At 47.3% G+C, this 15024-nt stretch carries 18 protein-coding genes and 2 tRNA genes; 11 read left to right on the forward strand and 9 right to left on the reverse strand.

The annotated features are described in order from the left end of the window. Positions 1–163 precede the first annotated feature (163 nt). Positions 164–2242: a glycoside hydrolase family 13 protein gene (locus IMZ38_RS02145; protein ID WP_193436550.1), complete on the forward strand. Its 2079-nt coding sequence runs from the start codon at positions 164–166 to the stop codon at positions 2240–2242. Between the two features lie 106 nt (positions 2243–2348). On the opposite strand, the gene IMZ38_RS02150 is transcribed toward IMZ38_RS02145, so the two are convergent. Next, positions 2349–3980 (reverse strand): right-handed parallel beta-helix repeat-containing protein, encoded by a 1632-nt coding sequence (locus IMZ38_RS02150; protein ID WP_193436551.1) that lies wholly within the window; start codon positions 3978–3980, stop codon positions 2349–2351. Between the two features lie 115 nt (positions 3981–4095). On the opposite strand from IMZ38_RS02150, the gene IMZ38_RS02155 reads away from it, so the two are divergent. After that, complete coding sequence (locus IMZ38_RS02155; protein ID WP_193436552.1) at positions 4096–4722, forward strand: hypothetical protein; 627 nt, start codon at positions 4096–4098, stop codon at positions 4720–4722. A 24-nt stretch (positions 4723–4746) separates the two neighbouring features. Here IMZ38_RS02155 and IMZ38_RS02160 read toward each other — a convergent pair whose 3' ends face one another. From IMZ38_RS02160 to IMZ38_RS02170, 3 genes are all read right to left on the reverse strand, one after another. Then, entirely contained in the window at positions 4747–5157 is a 411-nt protein-coding gene (locus tag IMZ38_RS02160) for a NifB/NifX family molybdenum-iron cluster-binding protein (protein WP_193436553.1), read from the reverse strand. After that, entirely contained in the window at positions 5154–5414 is a 261-nt protein-coding gene (locus IMZ38_RS02165; protein ID WP_193436554.1) for a DUF5320 domain-containing protein, read from the reverse strand. The genes IMZ38_RS02160 and IMZ38_RS02165 overlap by 4 nt, the downstream gene beginning before the upstream one ends. An 82-nt stretch (positions 5415–5496) precedes the next feature. After that, positions 5497–5838, reverse strand: coding sequence for a DUF134 domain-containing protein (locus IMZ38_RS02170; protein WP_193436555.1), 342 nt, complete (start codon positions 5836–5838; stop codon positions 5497–5499). 203 nt (positions 5839–6041) lie between these two features. On the opposite strand from IMZ38_RS02170, the gene IMZ38_RS02175 reads away from it, so the two are divergent. The 6 genes from IMZ38_RS02175 to IMZ38_RS02200 all read left to right on the forward strand — a co-directional run bounded on the left by IMZ38_RS02175 (position 6042) and on the right by IMZ38_RS02200 (position 11011). Further along, complete coding sequence (locus IMZ38_RS02175; RefSeq protein ID WP_193436556.1) at positions 6042–6602, forward strand: hypothetical protein; 561 nt, start codon at positions 6042–6044, stop codon at positions 6600–6602. A 136-nt stretch (positions 6603–6738) separates the two neighbouring features. Next, positions 6739–7341 carry a winged helix-turn-helix domain-containing protein gene (locus tag IMZ38_RS02180; RefSeq protein ID WP_193436557.1) on the forward strand — a complete coding sequence of 201 codons (603 nt, stop codon included), beginning with the start codon at positions 6739–6741 and terminating at the stop codon, positions 7339–7341. A 93-nt stretch (positions 7342–7434) separates the two neighbouring features. Further along, entirely contained in the window at positions 7435–7989 is a 555-nt protein-coding gene (locus IMZ38_RS02185) for a hypothetical protein (RefSeq protein ID WP_193436558.1), read from the forward strand. A gap of 72 nt (positions 7990–8061) precedes the next feature. Further along, positions 8062–8757, forward strand: a complete 696-nt coding sequence (locus tag IMZ38_RS02190; RefSeq protein ID WP_193436559.1) for a hypothetical protein — start codon at positions 8062–8064, stop codon at positions 8755–8757. A 167-nt stretch (positions 8758–8924) separates the two neighbouring features. Further along, positions 8925–9968: a signal peptidase I gene (locus tag IMZ38_RS02195; RefSeq protein WP_193436560.1), complete on the forward strand. Its 1044-nt coding sequence runs from the start codon at positions 8925–8927 to the stop codon at positions 9966–9968. After that, positions 9965–11011, forward strand: a complete 1047-nt coding sequence (locus tag IMZ38_RS02200; RefSeq protein ID WP_193436561.1) for a hypothetical protein — start codon at positions 9965–9967, stop codon at positions 11009–11011. Before IMZ38_RS02195 ends, IMZ38_RS02200 begins: the two co-directional genes overlap by 4 nt. Before the next feature lie 4 nt (positions 11012–11015). On the opposite strand, the gene rbcL is transcribed toward IMZ38_RS02200, so the two are convergent. Further along, on the reverse strand, positions 11016–12353 hold the full coding sequence (gene rbcL / locus IMZ38_RS02205; RefSeq protein WP_193436562.1) for a type III ribulose-bisphosphate carboxylase: 1338 nt from the start codon (positions 12351–12353) through the stop codon (positions 11016–11018). Between the two features lie 81 nt (positions 12354–12434). On the opposite strand from rbcL, the gene IMZ38_RS02210 reads away from it, so the two are divergent. Further along, a complete protein-coding gene (locus tag IMZ38_RS02210) occupies positions 12435–12902 on the forward strand; it encodes an archease (protein ID WP_193436563.1) in 468 nt (155 codons plus the stop codon). On the opposite strand, the gene IMZ38_RS02215 is transcribed toward IMZ38_RS02210, so the two are convergent. Then, positions 12881–13453 carry an archaemetzincin family Zn-dependent metalloprotease gene (locus IMZ38_RS02215; protein WP_193436564.1) on the reverse strand — a complete coding sequence of 191 codons (573 nt, stop codon included), beginning with the start codon at positions 13451–13453 and terminating at the stop codon, positions 12881–12883. The two genes, IMZ38_RS02210 and IMZ38_RS02215, sit on opposite strands and share 22 nt — an antisense overlap. Positions 13454–13514: 61 nt before the next feature. Beyond that, positions 13515–13587: transfer RNA gene (locus tag IMZ38_RS02220), tRNA-Phe, on the reverse strand. An 82-nt stretch (positions 13588–13669) separates the two neighbouring features. Between IMZ38_RS02220 and IMZ38_RS02225 the strand changes: the two genes are divergently transcribed. Together IMZ38_RS02225 and IMZ38_RS02230 are read left to right on the forward strand one after the other, a co-directional pair. Next, positions 13670–14371 (forward strand): nucleotidyltransferase family protein, encoded by a 702-nt coding sequence (locus tag IMZ38_RS02225; protein WP_193436565.1) that lies wholly within the window; start codon positions 13670–13672, stop codon positions 14369–14371. A gap of 144 nt (positions 14372–14515) precedes the next feature. Beyond that, positions 14516–14591, forward strand: a tRNA-Gly gene (locus IMZ38_RS02230). 120 nt (positions 14592–14711) lie between these two features. Here IMZ38_RS02230 and IMZ38_RS02235 read toward each other — a convergent pair. Both IMZ38_RS02235 and IMZ38_RS07355 read right to left on the reverse strand, forming a co-directional pair. Continuing rightward, complete coding sequence (locus IMZ38_RS02235; protein WP_193436566.1) at positions 14712–14852, reverse strand: hypothetical protein; 141 nt, start codon at positions 14850–14852, stop codon at positions 14712–14714. A 38-nt stretch (positions 14853–14890) separates the two neighbouring features. Further along, positions 14891–15019, reverse strand: a complete 129-nt coding sequence (locus IMZ38_RS07355) for a hypothetical protein (protein WP_264409088.1) — start codon at positions 15017–15019, stop codon at positions 14891–14893. Positions 15020–15024 lie beyond the last annotated feature (5 nt).

Here is a 15024-nt window from a genome sequence, read left to right on the forward strand (position 1 = left end):
TCCCAGATAATGACGGGCCTCCCTGGTTTCCAGAGGTCATTGTTAAACATTATTGAAGCGTTGACATATTGTTAGAGGGTATACTGGTTTATAGTTAAACGTTTAATTACCGTTGATGAATATGAATTACTTTGACAGCTTAAAATTGCCAGGAGTGATGGGATTGTTCAGGCTCCTAGGGCGGAGGATGATAAGTAGTGGGCGTGCCAGAGGGTTCCTAGTAGAGTTTTCCCGTGAATGGCCCGAGAACGCTAGGAGAATATACCTGGTAGGTAATTTCACAAGCTGGTTCCCAGGCTTCAAAAGGCTTGCCAAGAAAGGGGGCAGGGGTTTCACTGTTCTTGAGCTGTTTCCAGGAGTATATGGCTACGGGTTCGTCGTGGACAACGATTTCACCAACATCCTAGACCCTGAAAACCCGGATACAATCCTCCTTCCAAACGTTATGACGCTGGAGGAGAACGCTTTCAAAGGGAGTAGGCTGGAGTTGAAGCCGCCCGTGGATCCGAGGGATTACGTGGTTCACGATGAGAATGATGAAGTATTCCTGCACAGGCATCTCGACCACTATGTTTTCAGGCTTAGAACCGGTGTTAAGGTTTTGAAATCCATACTGGTCGTCAATAATGAAGAATACGATGCGTCGGTGGTTTATGAGACAGGGTTTGAGAAGGTTTTCGAACACAACGTCCCTGTGGAGAAGCCTGGGAAAGCCATCACATACTATTTCAGGCTCGAGGCCCCTGGGGAGGAGTTCTCGTATGGTTTTAACGGGGTAGGGGAGAGGGTGCAGCCTATTCAGGTTTACACAGGCGATATTAAAGGCTTCGACAAGCCAGCGTGGTACATGGGCGCAGTGTACTACCACATCTTCGTCGACAGCTTCTACAACGCCGACCGGTCAAACGATCCCCCTGTAAAAGTGCCTGACACCGCTCCTAGGAGCCACGGGTATTTAGGCGGGGATTTGAAAGGTGTTACGGAGAAGCTCGACCACGTTGTCAGCCTCGGAGCCGAGGCTATTTATCTAACCCCAATATTTCCAGCCGGTAGCTACCACAGGTATGATGTTAAAGACTACCTTGGCGTTGACCCCTACCTCGGCTCAATTGAGGATTTCGAAGAGCTTGTCAGGAAAGCCGAGGAGAAGGGCATAAAAATAGTTCTTGACATCACACTCCACCATATGGGGGTTTGCCACCAGTTTTTCCGGGACGCTCTCACCAGGCGTGAGAAATCCGACTACTGGGACTGGTTCATCTTTCTTGAAAAACCCAGCCAGGACTTCTTAAGCCAGGCTGTCAAGTTGATTGAGGAATGCAATTATCAAGGGTTAAGGAACCTAATTTTTAGAGCAGGGTATAGGAGGCCTTTCTACGAGGCCTTCTACACTGTCTGGGCAATGCCCAGGATTAACCATGAAAACCCTGAGACCCTAAAGTATTTCATCCACGTAGCCGAATCATGGATTGGGAGAGGCGTCAGAGGCTTTAGAATAGATGTTGCGCACGGTGTAATGGATACTTGGATGCAAGCCTTCTACAGGGCTGTTAAGAAGAATTCAAAGGATGTCGTCATCATCGGCGAGGTATGCGACCACCCGTTCCTTTACAGGGATTACATGGACTCCTACATGAACTACTGGCTCAGATACATCCTCCTGGGAACGCTTGTTAAGGGCGATCTCAGCCCTCGGGAAATGGTTGCGAAAATCGGGGAGATCCTAGCCTCCCACCCCGTCTACCAAGCCACCATGCTCTACAACCTCCTAGGCTCACACGACACTCCGAGAATCATTGAACTAGTGAAAAAAGATAAGACGTTGCTGAAGCTGTTGATAAACCTGTTGAACATTCTCCCGGGTTCCCTGGCAATATACTACGGGGATGAGGTAGGGCTTGAAGGGGGGAACGACCCGGACAACAGGAGGCTCATGAAGTGGGATCGTAGAGAATGGGATGAGGAGGTTCTCACCACCTATCTTGAAGCTGTTGAAACACGCAGGAAACACACAGCAGTGAGGTATGGCTTCACACGGACATGGCTCTGCAACGATAAAGTACTGGTTGTGGAGAGATGGTTGCAAGGGGATAAAGTTACCGGGTTGTTCAACCTTACAGGGGAGGAGGCAGATGTTTCAGACTGTGTAGGAAAATTGTTCAGGGAAGCTTCCAGCAATAACCATGTCGAGATGAAATCGTTAAGGGGCCACGACTTTGTCATTATCGCTCATAATAGGTAAACGTATTCACCCCGAGGGAAGTTAATTGCCGTTAACCTATGCTGGTTTAACGCTTAAGCATTCAAGAAAGGCCCTAGACGTGAAAACGTGTCTAGGGCTATTTAAACTATCTTCTCACTTTTTTAAACAAGAGGATCAGGGCTAGCATTAGCAGAATTATAGCGGATATTGCAACATATGTTATTGTTTCACCACCTGGGGCCTCCTGTTCCGTCATACTTGTCTGAGAGGTTTCCGTGCTAGTGGTCGTCGGCGAATAAGTTGTTAGGGTGGTGGTGCTCGACGTGGTAGCAGTTAGCGATGCGTATGGTGGGATGATGGGGTTCGCCAATGGATACTTGTCGACTGATTGCTTACCTGTTGAAGAGGGAATGATGTAAGGTTGGTCAACTATTCCATCGGAGTCGGCATCCGGACCCGTGTGATCATACCAGTAGTTCCCTACTCTATGTGTCTCATTCTCCAGGTACCACTGGTTGAACCCGCTGTCATCCGCGGCGTTATAGTTGTAGCAGTACCAAAACGTGTTGCCGAATATGAGGTTTTCCGAAGTATACTCTGACATGTAAATGCCAACCCAGCCTGTCATGTTTACTAGGTTGAAGGATATGGTGTTTCCATGCCCGTTAGCCGCGTGAACACCTCTACCGCCTGATAAGTAGTTGTATGATATTTGATTATAGTCACCGTGTAGCTGGATCGCGTGGTTTCCGCTGATGGTGTTGTGGTGGATGATATTATATCTTCCAACCAATCTAACTCCTATGTCACTCCCTGTTATCTTATTTCCTCTAATCTCGTTGCTGCTTAAAGATGTTTGAGGTATATCAATCCCTATCTTCCCCGTTATCTCGTTCTCCTCTACAAACGCGTTTGATCCCGTGAGCGTTACTGCGTTCTCGTTTGTGGAAGATATTACGGATGATTTAACCGTTCCGGCTCCAATCTTCAAGGCCGTCTTTCCTGCAGAGATACTGCTTGAAAATATATCGGTGTTGCCGCAACCTGACACGCCTATGCCGTTTGACACCTGTATTGTTGAGTAGGTTATTGTTAAACTATTGCACACCCCCCACACGCCTGAGGGAGTACCGTATGTCTCAGCCCCGCCGGCGCTTATTTGAACAGATTCCAGGGAGACTACCCCCTCCGTGCGGCTTGCATCACCCACTTGAACACCGCTAGCACCGCTCTCTACGATGATGTTGGCTAGAACTATCCCCCTGCCAAACAACTTTACCGCTGAGTCGAGGCCTGAAGTAGGGTTTTCCAGTAAAACCTTTAGAGAAGAGATGTGAACGTCATCTGCTTCAACAACTATTCTACCATTTACAACTACCTCGGCAGGGCTTGTGCCAATTATCGTTAAGCTCTTCGATACTGTGAAACCCATGTACACCCCTCTTGAGACTATTATGATGTCTCCTCTCTCAGCGTTGTCAACGGCTGCTTGAATCTCGGGATAGTCGCCTGGTACATTAATGGTTCTACCGTGGGTTATTCTTGCGCATCCGAGAGCCGTGAGACCTATTAGTAGGAGGAGTAGTAGGAGTAGCCTAGTCTTCACTAAATAGTACATTGATAAGGCCTCCTTTAATGGTTGATACTTGTTTTGTTTTACTAATAAACTTTTCCCACAAACATGCCACAACCAATTATCGAATATCATGTTATGGTTTAAAACCAGGTTAACACAGGGCTTGTTTGAGATTAAGAGATAGACAACTTCCCTATCCATGCAGAGTGGGGGAACAACGCAGATCAGTGATGGTTTGATAAAAAGATACGATAGTGTTCAGTTCTGGAAACACTTTTTATGTACGTTGCCTGTTAATAATGCTGGGTGTCTACCAGTGAGGCATGCATGGTTTAAGCTTACAATTACCCTGTTCGCAATATTGCTCACAGTTTCTGCAACGGTCTCAGTGAACGCTGAGAACGTTGTATACCACCAGGGAGACTGGGCCTCCTACAGGGCGTCCCTGAATATTGGAGGAACCGAGTGCGTGTACAGGATCAGGCTCACAGTTAAGGATGTTAACGGCACTATTGTCAAGTATTCTCTAGCGCTTGAAAATCTTGAGAAAGGCGATGAGCAGAAATGCCAATTAATCTCAGCACTCCTGCTTCTCGGGTTTACGTTTTCAACAAATATTGAAAGAGATGTTTCAGCCCTCACCCCTGAGTCTAAGGAGGTGTTGATAAATCCTTCGTACACGGGCAAGTACACGACAAGCGATGGTGCAAGAGTCTCTTACACCAGGGGTGTTTTAACAGTGCTTGAGCAGGAGTCCAGCGATGTTATTGTAAGCCGTGTTAAGATAGAGCTCGTGGATACCAGCATATTCCTGATCAAGATGTACAGCTGGATACCCTACATAGTGATCGCAGGTCTCGCCTTAATACTGGCTGCGGCAGTAGCATTTTTAATCAAGCGTTTAAGGAGGAAGGTTGAAAATGCTGAGCCAGTTCGAGTTTAGGTGATCGATTCGAGCAGAATTTTATTAATCAAGCTCCCTGGGCTCTAATGCTTCCTCCAACTGTTTGTTCACGAACATTTCAACAGCTTTGCCAAGCGGCACCAAGCTTCCCGTAGCACCCTCCACCGGCACATAGTATATTTTAACACCGCTCTCCCTTAGCAAGCGGAATGCTCCATAACCTATTCCGAGCACTATTACGGAGTCTACGCCCCGTGAAGTCAGCATCTCTATCACCCTGCTCCCCCTGCCATGCTCATGCCTTACATGGGGGTTCTCAATAATCTCTAGAATCCTGTAATCATTCCCTGCTACCTGAACTATGGCGAAGAAGGGCGCCCGCCCAAAGTGAGGGGTTAAATAGTACTCGCTCCCAACCTTTACCACTGGCGCGGCTACCATGAATGGTTGAATGCTAGAGGACTCACTGCTCATTTCAACCCTGCCTCCCTATTCCTGAGCTCTTCAAGCCTCTTATCTATTTCCTTCAAGACGACTTCGGTTAGGTATTTCCTCAGCTCCTCCAGATACTTTGCCTCATCCTCGTTGCTTACCGGTGGAAGCGGAGTAGTGGTCCACAGCCTGCACCATCCTCTTCCGAAATACCAGCCTGGTCTCTCCCAGGGTGGTAGATTGCTCCACGGCCCTTTTCCAGGATGTGGTTTCCAAGACCTTATCCAACGCCAATCCATTTTTACACCGTATTAGAAATATGTTTCAAATACCTTTATATATTTAAGGATTTTTCCGCTGAAATAAGAAACATATTTCAATCTACGGACTCGACCCTCCCGACTCCTGTTTCGACGAAACAACCCTAATAGGCTTATGCTCGATGAGCGCTTTAGCCAGCTTAAACCTTGCCTGCTCTAGTATTCGCCAAAAAGTTGTTTTAGACAGCTTCAACCTCTCCGAGGCCTCGTCCGTGGTTAAACCCTGGTAGTGAACCAGTGAGAAAGCCTCGATCTCGAAATCATAGATCTCAACGCACTCACCCGGGTTGAAGCCGGCAACGGGCTTCACAGGCAGGTAGAAAATATCCGTGACGCCCAGGCTACTCTCGACCTGCGCCCTAACCCTATACCGTCCCCAGCGATGACAGCACCGTCTAGGCATGGTTAAACCCTAATTTAAACTTGAAACATATTCCAATAAATATCTTTGCCCCAGCTACTAGGAAATGAGTAATTACTGCTAACAGTCGCGTGCTTTCTGTCCTGGAACATGTTTCAACCAGGATGAGTACTATCCATATGTATGAAAGATACGCTTGCTTTATTAATAGTTGAAGCGTGATCTTAAACCAAGGTGTTTGTATTTTGACAAACGTTTTCATAGTCATGATGTTCCTGCTTTCAATCCTACTAATAGGCGTCGGGTATGGCTTATGGAGCGATACTTTGAAAGCCAACGTCTACATCCACATGTTCCCCGGGTATTTGGAGATAGGGTCCTGGAAGGTTTTCGCACGCTACAGATGTGATGGATGCCTAGGCTATGATTTAACATTCTTGTCGCCAAGCAACGACACCTTACACATACTTATTGGAAGCAGGGTTGTTGAATACTTGTGGATAGGGCTGGTAATAGAGAATAATAAGGAAGCCAGCCTCTACTTGGAGAACATAGAGGTCAAGATCAACGATACTTCAGGAGAATACGAGTTAACCCCAATATCATACCTATATGAGCCTGTTAAAACAGGCATAGGCTACATGCCCTACTGGGGAGGGGTTAGGTGCTCTGACCTACCCGTGAACGGTTACCTAGCAGGGTATCCTGTGCTGGTTAAGCCAGGTTATAAAATGGTTGCATGGCTCTATGTAGAGCTCGGGCTGAGCAATGCTGAGATCACTGTGGAGATAGTTTCAGGTTATTAAAATACACTGTGATGGTTGATTAAACAATTTCTCATAAAAAATAACTAACTTCTTTTTTAAAATGTATTAGATATACGGAAGCTTTATAGGTAGATAAATGCATTTATTATTTAAATGATTAACGAAGGTTTAATGCTTGAGTAATAGAACGCGAATCGACATAGTTGAAAAAATCCTAGACTATATAGCAAGAGAGGAGAAAGCTCTTAAAACCCATATCCTCTATGCCTCAAACCTGAACAGTAGCAATCTTAACAAGTACCTGGAGTGGATGGTAAAGCTCGGTCTTGTAGAAAGGTTTGAAGATAACAGGAACATAGCGTACGCGATCACCCCTAAAGGGATAGAACTTCTTGAAAAGTTGAAAAACATCAACGATGTATTGAACAGTAAGAGGGATTTGCTGAGCGACGAGCTCGTCTTCTACAGGGATGTTTTCAAGAAGACCATGGGCTCGCAGGAGTTCACGGTTTCCTACAGGTCGGTGATAGGTAAAACCGGGTTAACATACATCCACCTCACAGTGGGATACGGGGGTGTTGAACACCTTCTAGTATCTTTAAACGAGGCAGTTGTCTCCCAGTATTTAATTCGAAATCTCGCGTACTCACTGCTTGTCTCAGACGACACGGGCATGCCCTTATTGATTGTTTTGAGAAACAAGAGAATACAAGATGTAGTTGAAAGGCTAGCCTCATCCAATTCTCCGGAGAGAAGGGTTAGGATAATAGTGGTTTAATATGTATAGTTAATACATATGGTTAATACATAATACTTCTGCACTAGTGTTTTAAAAGCTGCTTACAATAACCCAAACCGAAAGGTGTAATGTATGAAATCTATATCAACTATAATGGGCTTAACCTTCATAGGGTTAATGCTCCTAGCTCTAGGAGTGGCAACAGCTATGTGGATGGAGACATTGTGGATAAACACTTATATCGAGACTGGCGAGGTAAGAGTTGCCTGGACCGAGTGGACGTGTTCGGACCAGGGCCCAGACCCCCAGGCTGGCGAACCCTTCCATAACGAGGAAGGTAAGAATGTAGCGCAGTGCATTGTAACGCCGGAGATCTACGATGACGAGCAAAACGTTATCAAGGTTAACATCACACTGGTCAACGCATACCCCGGTTATGCACCGTTCATAACACTATACGCTGGTAATATTGGAACGATACCTGTTAAACTATTGAACTATACTAATCTACAGTACGATGAGGAACCATTGACGGTTTACCTAGACATTCCAGAGGACACTCAGATACATCCAGGCGAATCCCTGCCTATAGGGATACACATAATTGTGAACCAGGAAGCCGAAGAGCTAACAACATACTCGTTCGAACTGGAATTCACGTTCGCACAGTGGAACGAGGTTCCATAGTTTTTCAGAGAGAAATGCTTGCTCATAGCAAGCATTAAACCATAGCGTAACAACGTAATAAGGTGTATTCAAATGAATAAAAGCATAATGTATATGTTAAGCATAGCGCTCGTAGGGGTGTCAGTCCTCGTAGGACTAGCCATGTGGACTGACAGCTTGAAAGCAAACAGCTACGTGTCAACAGGAGAGCTTGATTGGGAGATCGTGCCTGGTCCAACTATCTGGCTGGACGCATGCGGTCTTCCGCCGGGCTATGGAATGTTCAAAGGGAACGACTGGAACGCAAGCCTTCTCCCAATGCCAGGCGCCATCCAGCTCGACAAGGACGTGGGGTGCACTAGCGTCACCCTAATAGATTCTGACGGCGATGGAGACTATGACACAATGAATGTTACCCTAGTGAACGTTTACCCATGGTACTATACTCACATAGCTTTCAAAGTACACAATGATGGGACAATACCTTTGAAAATATGGAGAGTTGTCTTCGACGGACACGAATACTATGAGATAAACGAGGGTGAGCTGCAGCAAGGCGTTGAAGTTGACTTGGACGGTGATGGAAACCCCGACATACTAGTATGGTGGGGAGACAACTTCGGGAAGCAACTACATCCTTGTCAGTCAGCAGACATAAGCTTCGATTTGACAATACTGCAGACAGCTCCACAGGGAGCTTCGCTCTCATTCACAATATACTTTGACGCGATAGCTTGGAACGAGTATTATACTCCGTCCACAGTTACCCCAATCCAAGGGCCAGAGTAGCCCCTGCGAGGCGCGTGTAAATGAGCAGATCTTTTTTTATCGAAAACATCCAATTCATATATTTCTCCCTAGTCTTTTCAGCCCTAATTATTCTGTTCACGGGCAAAATGCTTTACAGTAACGCATACTACTTAATTCCTTCAGTGATTTTTCTTATAGGTTTTAGCGTGAACTATTCCTACCTGAAAGGGTTGAGCGAGGACTTGTCGCATTCTTTCAACGCTCTATCCTTGATTATATACCTGGCATCTTTCCTAGTAGCAGGCTTGATATGGGGGTTTGGATTAAACACTTTACTTTTAACGCCTCTCACGCTCGCCTTGAGGACTATGCTGGTTTTAACAGCTGTGTTTTTCACGGAGTCTTCCAGAATCCTCCTCACGGTGAAAACCCGTTTACACTCCCACTCTGTTTTTGCCACAGCTGTTTCAGCACTCCCCTTAGCAGTCATATACGCGTATGTTTTCGAGGGCGTGCCCTCCGGTTTAAACTGGGTTATAAAATACCTTGCCTTTGCATCATACAGCACGGTTTTATCGATCATAGCGTGGAGGTACGGGTTTAAAACCTCGTTATTGAACGCATTAACCTATGCTAGTCTCTTCTACCTATCCCCTGTCATACCTGCCTCTACATCTCTTCTTACAAGTGTTCTCACATTAACATTGCAGACTATTCTGCTCTCAGGATCCCTGTACGCCCTGGCTAAGCCTGCCCCGGTCCCTGCAGGATATCGTGCTCGAAAACCTTCTTCAAAAATCTTCTCAATCATGCTTATCGCGCTATCGATTTTACTACTCGGCTCCTTCCTCCTCGGGGTGAGACTGCTAGCAGTGGGCAGTGGCAGCATGACTCCCTCAATCAATATTGGAGATGTTGTTGTAGCAATACCGGTTTCACCCGGCGAGCTGAAAACAGGGGATGTCATTGTTTTCACCGGGGACTCAAGCCTTATTGTTCACCGGATCGTTGAGCCATCAGGCAACAACTGCTTCGTAACAAGGGGGGATGCTAATGAAAGCCCCGATCCTTTGTGGGCTTGCAGCGGTAGCATTGTTGGAAAAGTTATAGCCGTGATCCCGCTGGTAGGGTTGCCGACAGTTATTCTATTGGGTTTTCTACGCAGCTTCTCATCACTAGTATCCCTGATGCTTGCTTTATTATCCCTTGTTTACGTTTACCATGTTGTGAAAGGAGTTGTATTGTTTTGAGCAAAATCCTATCTAGAAACCGCTTATTCTCAGGGAAGGTTGTTAAAAGCCTCCTCTTACTTCTCACAGTTGTGTCTATCCTGGTCTTTGCTACCAGTGCTTTCTACCTCGCCGAGAGCTATAGGCTTCAGCCCTACATTACCTACAAGAACTCGTACAAGACAGCGGATATCAATTCCCAACCCTACTACAGCGTTCTCGTCAAGCCCTCGCTAATATATGATTACGCGACTGTGGTGACCTATTCAACAGTCTACCTTTCCCTGGCGGAGAAAGTTGATTATGTCTTCAACTTATCCTGGGCAGTGTACAATAACACAGCGAAAGGCCCGGTTTCAAGCATTACGTACAGTGTTGAACCTGCCCTCTTAATAACTACTTCAACGTGGAGTAAAAGCTTCGCAATAACCCCCGAGATCCTTGAGACGGGCGAGGGGGTTGTGGTTAAAGGCTCCTTCAACATCAGCGAGCTGGAAGGCTTAGTGGACGCTATAGACAAGGAGGTTCGGGTAAGCTCGTGGAGGTTTGACGCAAACACTACTTTGAGCCTCAGGATTCATGCCGCATACTCTACAGGGGTTAACGCTTCCTACGAGTTGAAACCTTTTATAGCGCTAAGCATCAACAAGATATACAATCTCCTGGAAATATCTACAGGCGGTTTGACCTCATCCTACGGTGAAGAAGTTAAGAAAACCATTGAAAACACGATGACCCTCCCATTAGGATTTAGCGTTAGAGTATCCACTGTTAGAAGCGTGGCAACCATTTCAACACTAACCACCGGCTTGCTGGCAGCGGTAATGGGTTACACCTCCCTCAGGTCTTACGGGGTGTTCAAAACACAGGGAGGGAAGAAGTTTAAGAGAAGGATTGTGAAAGCACGTGTAGACGAGTACCGGTTTAAAACAGTCATCGTGGAGAGTGCAGAGGATTTTGACGCGCTGGCTAGGAGGGTTGACGCGCCAGTCATATATTCCGAACAGGATAGGAAATACTACTTGGTAATAGGAGATATTGCATACGTTTACCAGGAGAGTTAAAAAACTATATTGGTTTAACAAACCCCCATTTCTCCAGGGCCCGGGCAAGCTCCCTGTGTGATTCAGCGTATTCGTCGAGAGGTATCCCTTTCACAACGGCTTCGAGCGCTTGTCTAACAGCCATTGCGCCGGCCCTAGGTCCATCAGGGTGTCCAACCACCCCGCCCCCCACCTGGAGCACTATGTTAGTCCCCAACGCCTCGATCACGGGAGGCAGGTTCCCTGGGTGTAACCCGCCTGAGGAGACAGGCATTGCCGGCTTGATATGGTGCATGTCCTGGGGGAGGTGGAACCGGTCCTCCGGATCCGGCGTGAACCTCTCCTCTCTTAATATTCTCGCACACCTTACAACGTCGAGTTTTCCGCCCTCAAGCTTCCCAGCGCCCGCTGTTCCAACGTGGAGCTGGTCAACCCCGATAACCCTGTAAAGCTTTGCCAGCACGAACATGGATATTCCATGGGACGGGTTTCTCGTGAAGGATGCGTGCATTGCTCTGTGAGCGTGAACGGCTAGCCCGTACTCCTCTGCGAGATCCCTGATATAGTTTAGAACACCCCAGCCGGACACTACCACGTCAACCATGACGTAGGGGTTCCCGTAGTCAGCCACCAGCCTAAGCCTCTTCTCCATCTCTCTCACATCGGCTGTTATGTTTGCAAACCAAGCCTTCCTCTCACCGGTCTCCTTCTCAACCTTGTCAATCACATTCATTATAGCCCTGGCCCTTGCCTCGAAGCTGCAGTACTTCGGGCTTGTAAGGTTTTCATCATCTTTAATATAGTCTAAACCACCCATTAACAGCTCAGTAGCTAGTTTTTCAACCTCTTCGGGAGAGTATCCAACCTTCGGCTTCGGAACAGTGCCTACGATCGGCCTATCACTTATCTTGAAGATCTCCCTGACGCCTTCAACGCCTTTAGAGGGTCCTTTGAAATCTTTGAGAAACTTTTCAGGAAGGTATATGTCTTCAAGCCTCAGCCCTTCCACACGCCGCATTCCGAAAATGTTTCCAGCAATGCTGGCGAGCAAACCGGGGATGTTGCCCTCCTCGAAGAGCTCGACAGGATACGCTATCTTAACAATCCATGAACCATCTCCCATGTCTAGGAACTCGTAAGCCCTCCCGCTAAGCCTCCTAACCCTCTCTGCATCATACCAGTTATAGATGGTGGTCCAAGTGCCCGTGCTGCTTTCAGCAGCCACTCCTCCCGCAGCATCATCTATCGTAAAGCCCTGAGCCGGTTTAATCCTGAAGACAGCGATGACATGAGAATCAGGATCTGGCTTGAAAGACCTGTCAATATATTCGTGGTATGTTTCAAAATCGAATTTCTCAGGCATGTAGGACTCCTCAAGAGTTTTGAAAATATATTGTTTAGAAAGGATTATAAGTATTACCGGGTTTGAACCAGGGTGTTTTAAATGATTGAGAAAGCGGTTGGAGGGATTCCGGGGAGGTTCGAATTCCTGGAACACATGAGCGATGTGTACGTTAAGGCTCACGGGAGGAGTGTTATAGAGTTGTTCGAGAACTCGGGGCTCGCGCTGTTTGAAGCAATGACCGACACCTCCGCGGTTGGCAGGAGTGTTGAGAGGATTGTTGAGGCAGAGGGGTTTGACCTGGAGAGCCTCCTCTACAAGTGGCTTGAAAACCTCCTAATACTCTACTATGCTGAGAAGATAATGTGCAGTGAGGTAGAGGTTACGGAGTTTAAAGCCGAGAAGAAGGAGGCTGGCGAGGAATACAAGGTTAGGGGTGTGTGCAGAGGCGAGGTTTTCAACCCGCTCGTTCACGAGGCAAGGGTTGAGATTAAATCACCAACTTATAGTTTAATGAGGATTCTCAAAGATGTTGACAAGTGGACGGCTTACTTCGTGCTCGACATATAGGTTTTAAGCAGTGATTTACACTGGGGGCAGAAGAACGCGGTCTTCCCGTCAACCTCTCTAACGCTGTTGCTAAACCTCATGACGCAGGTCGCGCTCCCGCAGTGTTTAAGCCCGAGCAAGTGTCCTAGCTCGTGAACAACCTCTTTCACAAGCCTCTCCAAATACTTGCCAGGATCCGGGGCCTCCCCGTAGAACTCAGGCCTCAGCCTCTTCGAGAACACGACGGCAACTCCTTTAGAGGGAACTGCCTCGCCGAACACGAAGTTTAACCCGTACTCATACCCGTCCAGGTAGCCGATACCGACCACGAGGATTCTCCTACCGGCTTTGAACACTGTGAAGTGCTTTTCAAGCTGCTCCACCAGGCACTGAGCCACGTACTGAGCCCTTTCCCAGTCGAAGCATTTAAGAGAGGGCTTGAATACTCCGGGCCAAACATTGACTTCAAGGCTTACGCCTGAGTCGGACAGGATGCTGGAAACCCTTGCTGCGAGCTCCTCAACATACTCTGAGACGCCGTGGCTGGTCATGGAAACCAGTAGCAACTCCATCAGGGAACACCGTTCAGCCTATTTTTAAGAAAACAGGGAGGGTTTAATAAAGCAAAGCAAGTGCCGCCGCGGGGACTTGAACCCCGGGCATCCCGGTCTTCAGCCGGGCGCTCTCCCAGCTGAGCTACGGCGGCCTATTAAATCATTAGGGTTTCAGGGTTTATTAGCTTTATATCTCTGCACCTGTAATTTATAAATTATGCTTGGTGTGTTGCAATGTTAGCGGCTATCCTGGCAGGTGGTTACGGTAAGAGGCTGAGGCCGTTCACCAATGACGTGCCTAAGCCAATGGTACAGGTCGGGGATAAGACCCTTATAGAGTGGCAGATAGAATGGTTGAGGAGGCATGGCTTCAACGAGCTGGTCCTCCTGGTAGGGTATAAGAAGGAGAAGATGATCGAGCACGTTGGGAGCGGTTCAAAATACGGGGTCAGGGTGACATATGTCATTGAGGATGAGCCCCTGGGAACCGGGGGTGCTGTTAAAAACGCTGAGCACATTTTGAGCAAGACTGATGTCTTCCTCGTGGTCAACGGGGACATATTAACAGATTTAGACCCTAAACTCCTGATTGAAAAGCTTGAGTCAGCTAATGGACTACTGGGCGTTATAGCTTCAATACCTCTTCCAAGCCCCTACGGCGTCTTAGAAATAAATGGCGACATGGTTACAGGTTTCGTGGAGAAACCCTTGCTTAAGGATTACTGGATTAACGCTGGAGTATACGCTTTAAAGCCGGAGGCTCTGAAGTATTTCCCGGAGAAGGGTGATCTTGAGAAAACAGCATTCCCCGCAATGGCGAGGGACGGGGTTCTCGGAACGGTGAAATACACTGACGTGTTCTGGAAGGCGATAGATACTTTCAAGGAGCTGGAGGAAGCTTCGAAAACCCTTATGGAACGATACAGGAGTGGTTAGGGATCAGGATTTCCGGCTCTCATCACAGCAAACTGCTCAAGAGACCCTCTTATCATCACTATTTAAAATACAGGAATAACCAACCTTATATAAGCCTGCACCGGGAAGTTTTTAAAACAAGAACCCAATCACATATAATAATGAGCGGCGGTCGTCTAGCCTGGACTAGGACGCCGGCCCTCCAAGCCGGAGATCCCGGGTTCAAATCCCGGCCGCCGCATCCTCCATCGAAAGCTTCACAGATCCAATGTGTGAATCCCGGCTTTCTCTAAACTCCAGCACGTTCAGGTTTTAGAGGAATGCTTCTACACTTGGTTTTTGAAAACATATTGTTTTTCCTTCAGTACTGTGGGAGTGAAAAATTACTCCTCATGGTTTCATCCACAACATACACCTCGTCGAAACCAACCTCTTTGAGGCGGTTTCTAATCTTACTTATTATTGCATCCCATAAAACATTGTTTAAGAATTTGCAGAACAAGCACCCGGGTTGGAAACTCCTGAAGCTTACGAAGACTATTATTTTTTACCATCCCATGAGATCCTGAAACCAGTGACCAGCCCGCCTCTTATAACGTCAACGTCGAAACCTGGAACCTCAATGCCTGAAAGCACTTCCTCAACCTGTTTCGCCCTCTCATCCACCATCTCAA

Origin of the sequence: Thermosphaera aggregans (assembly GCF_014962245.1) — an archaeon.
GTDB classification, from domain to species: Archaea; Thermoproteota; Thermoprotei_A; order Sulfolobales; family Desulfurococcaceae; genus Thermosphaera; species Thermosphaera chiliense.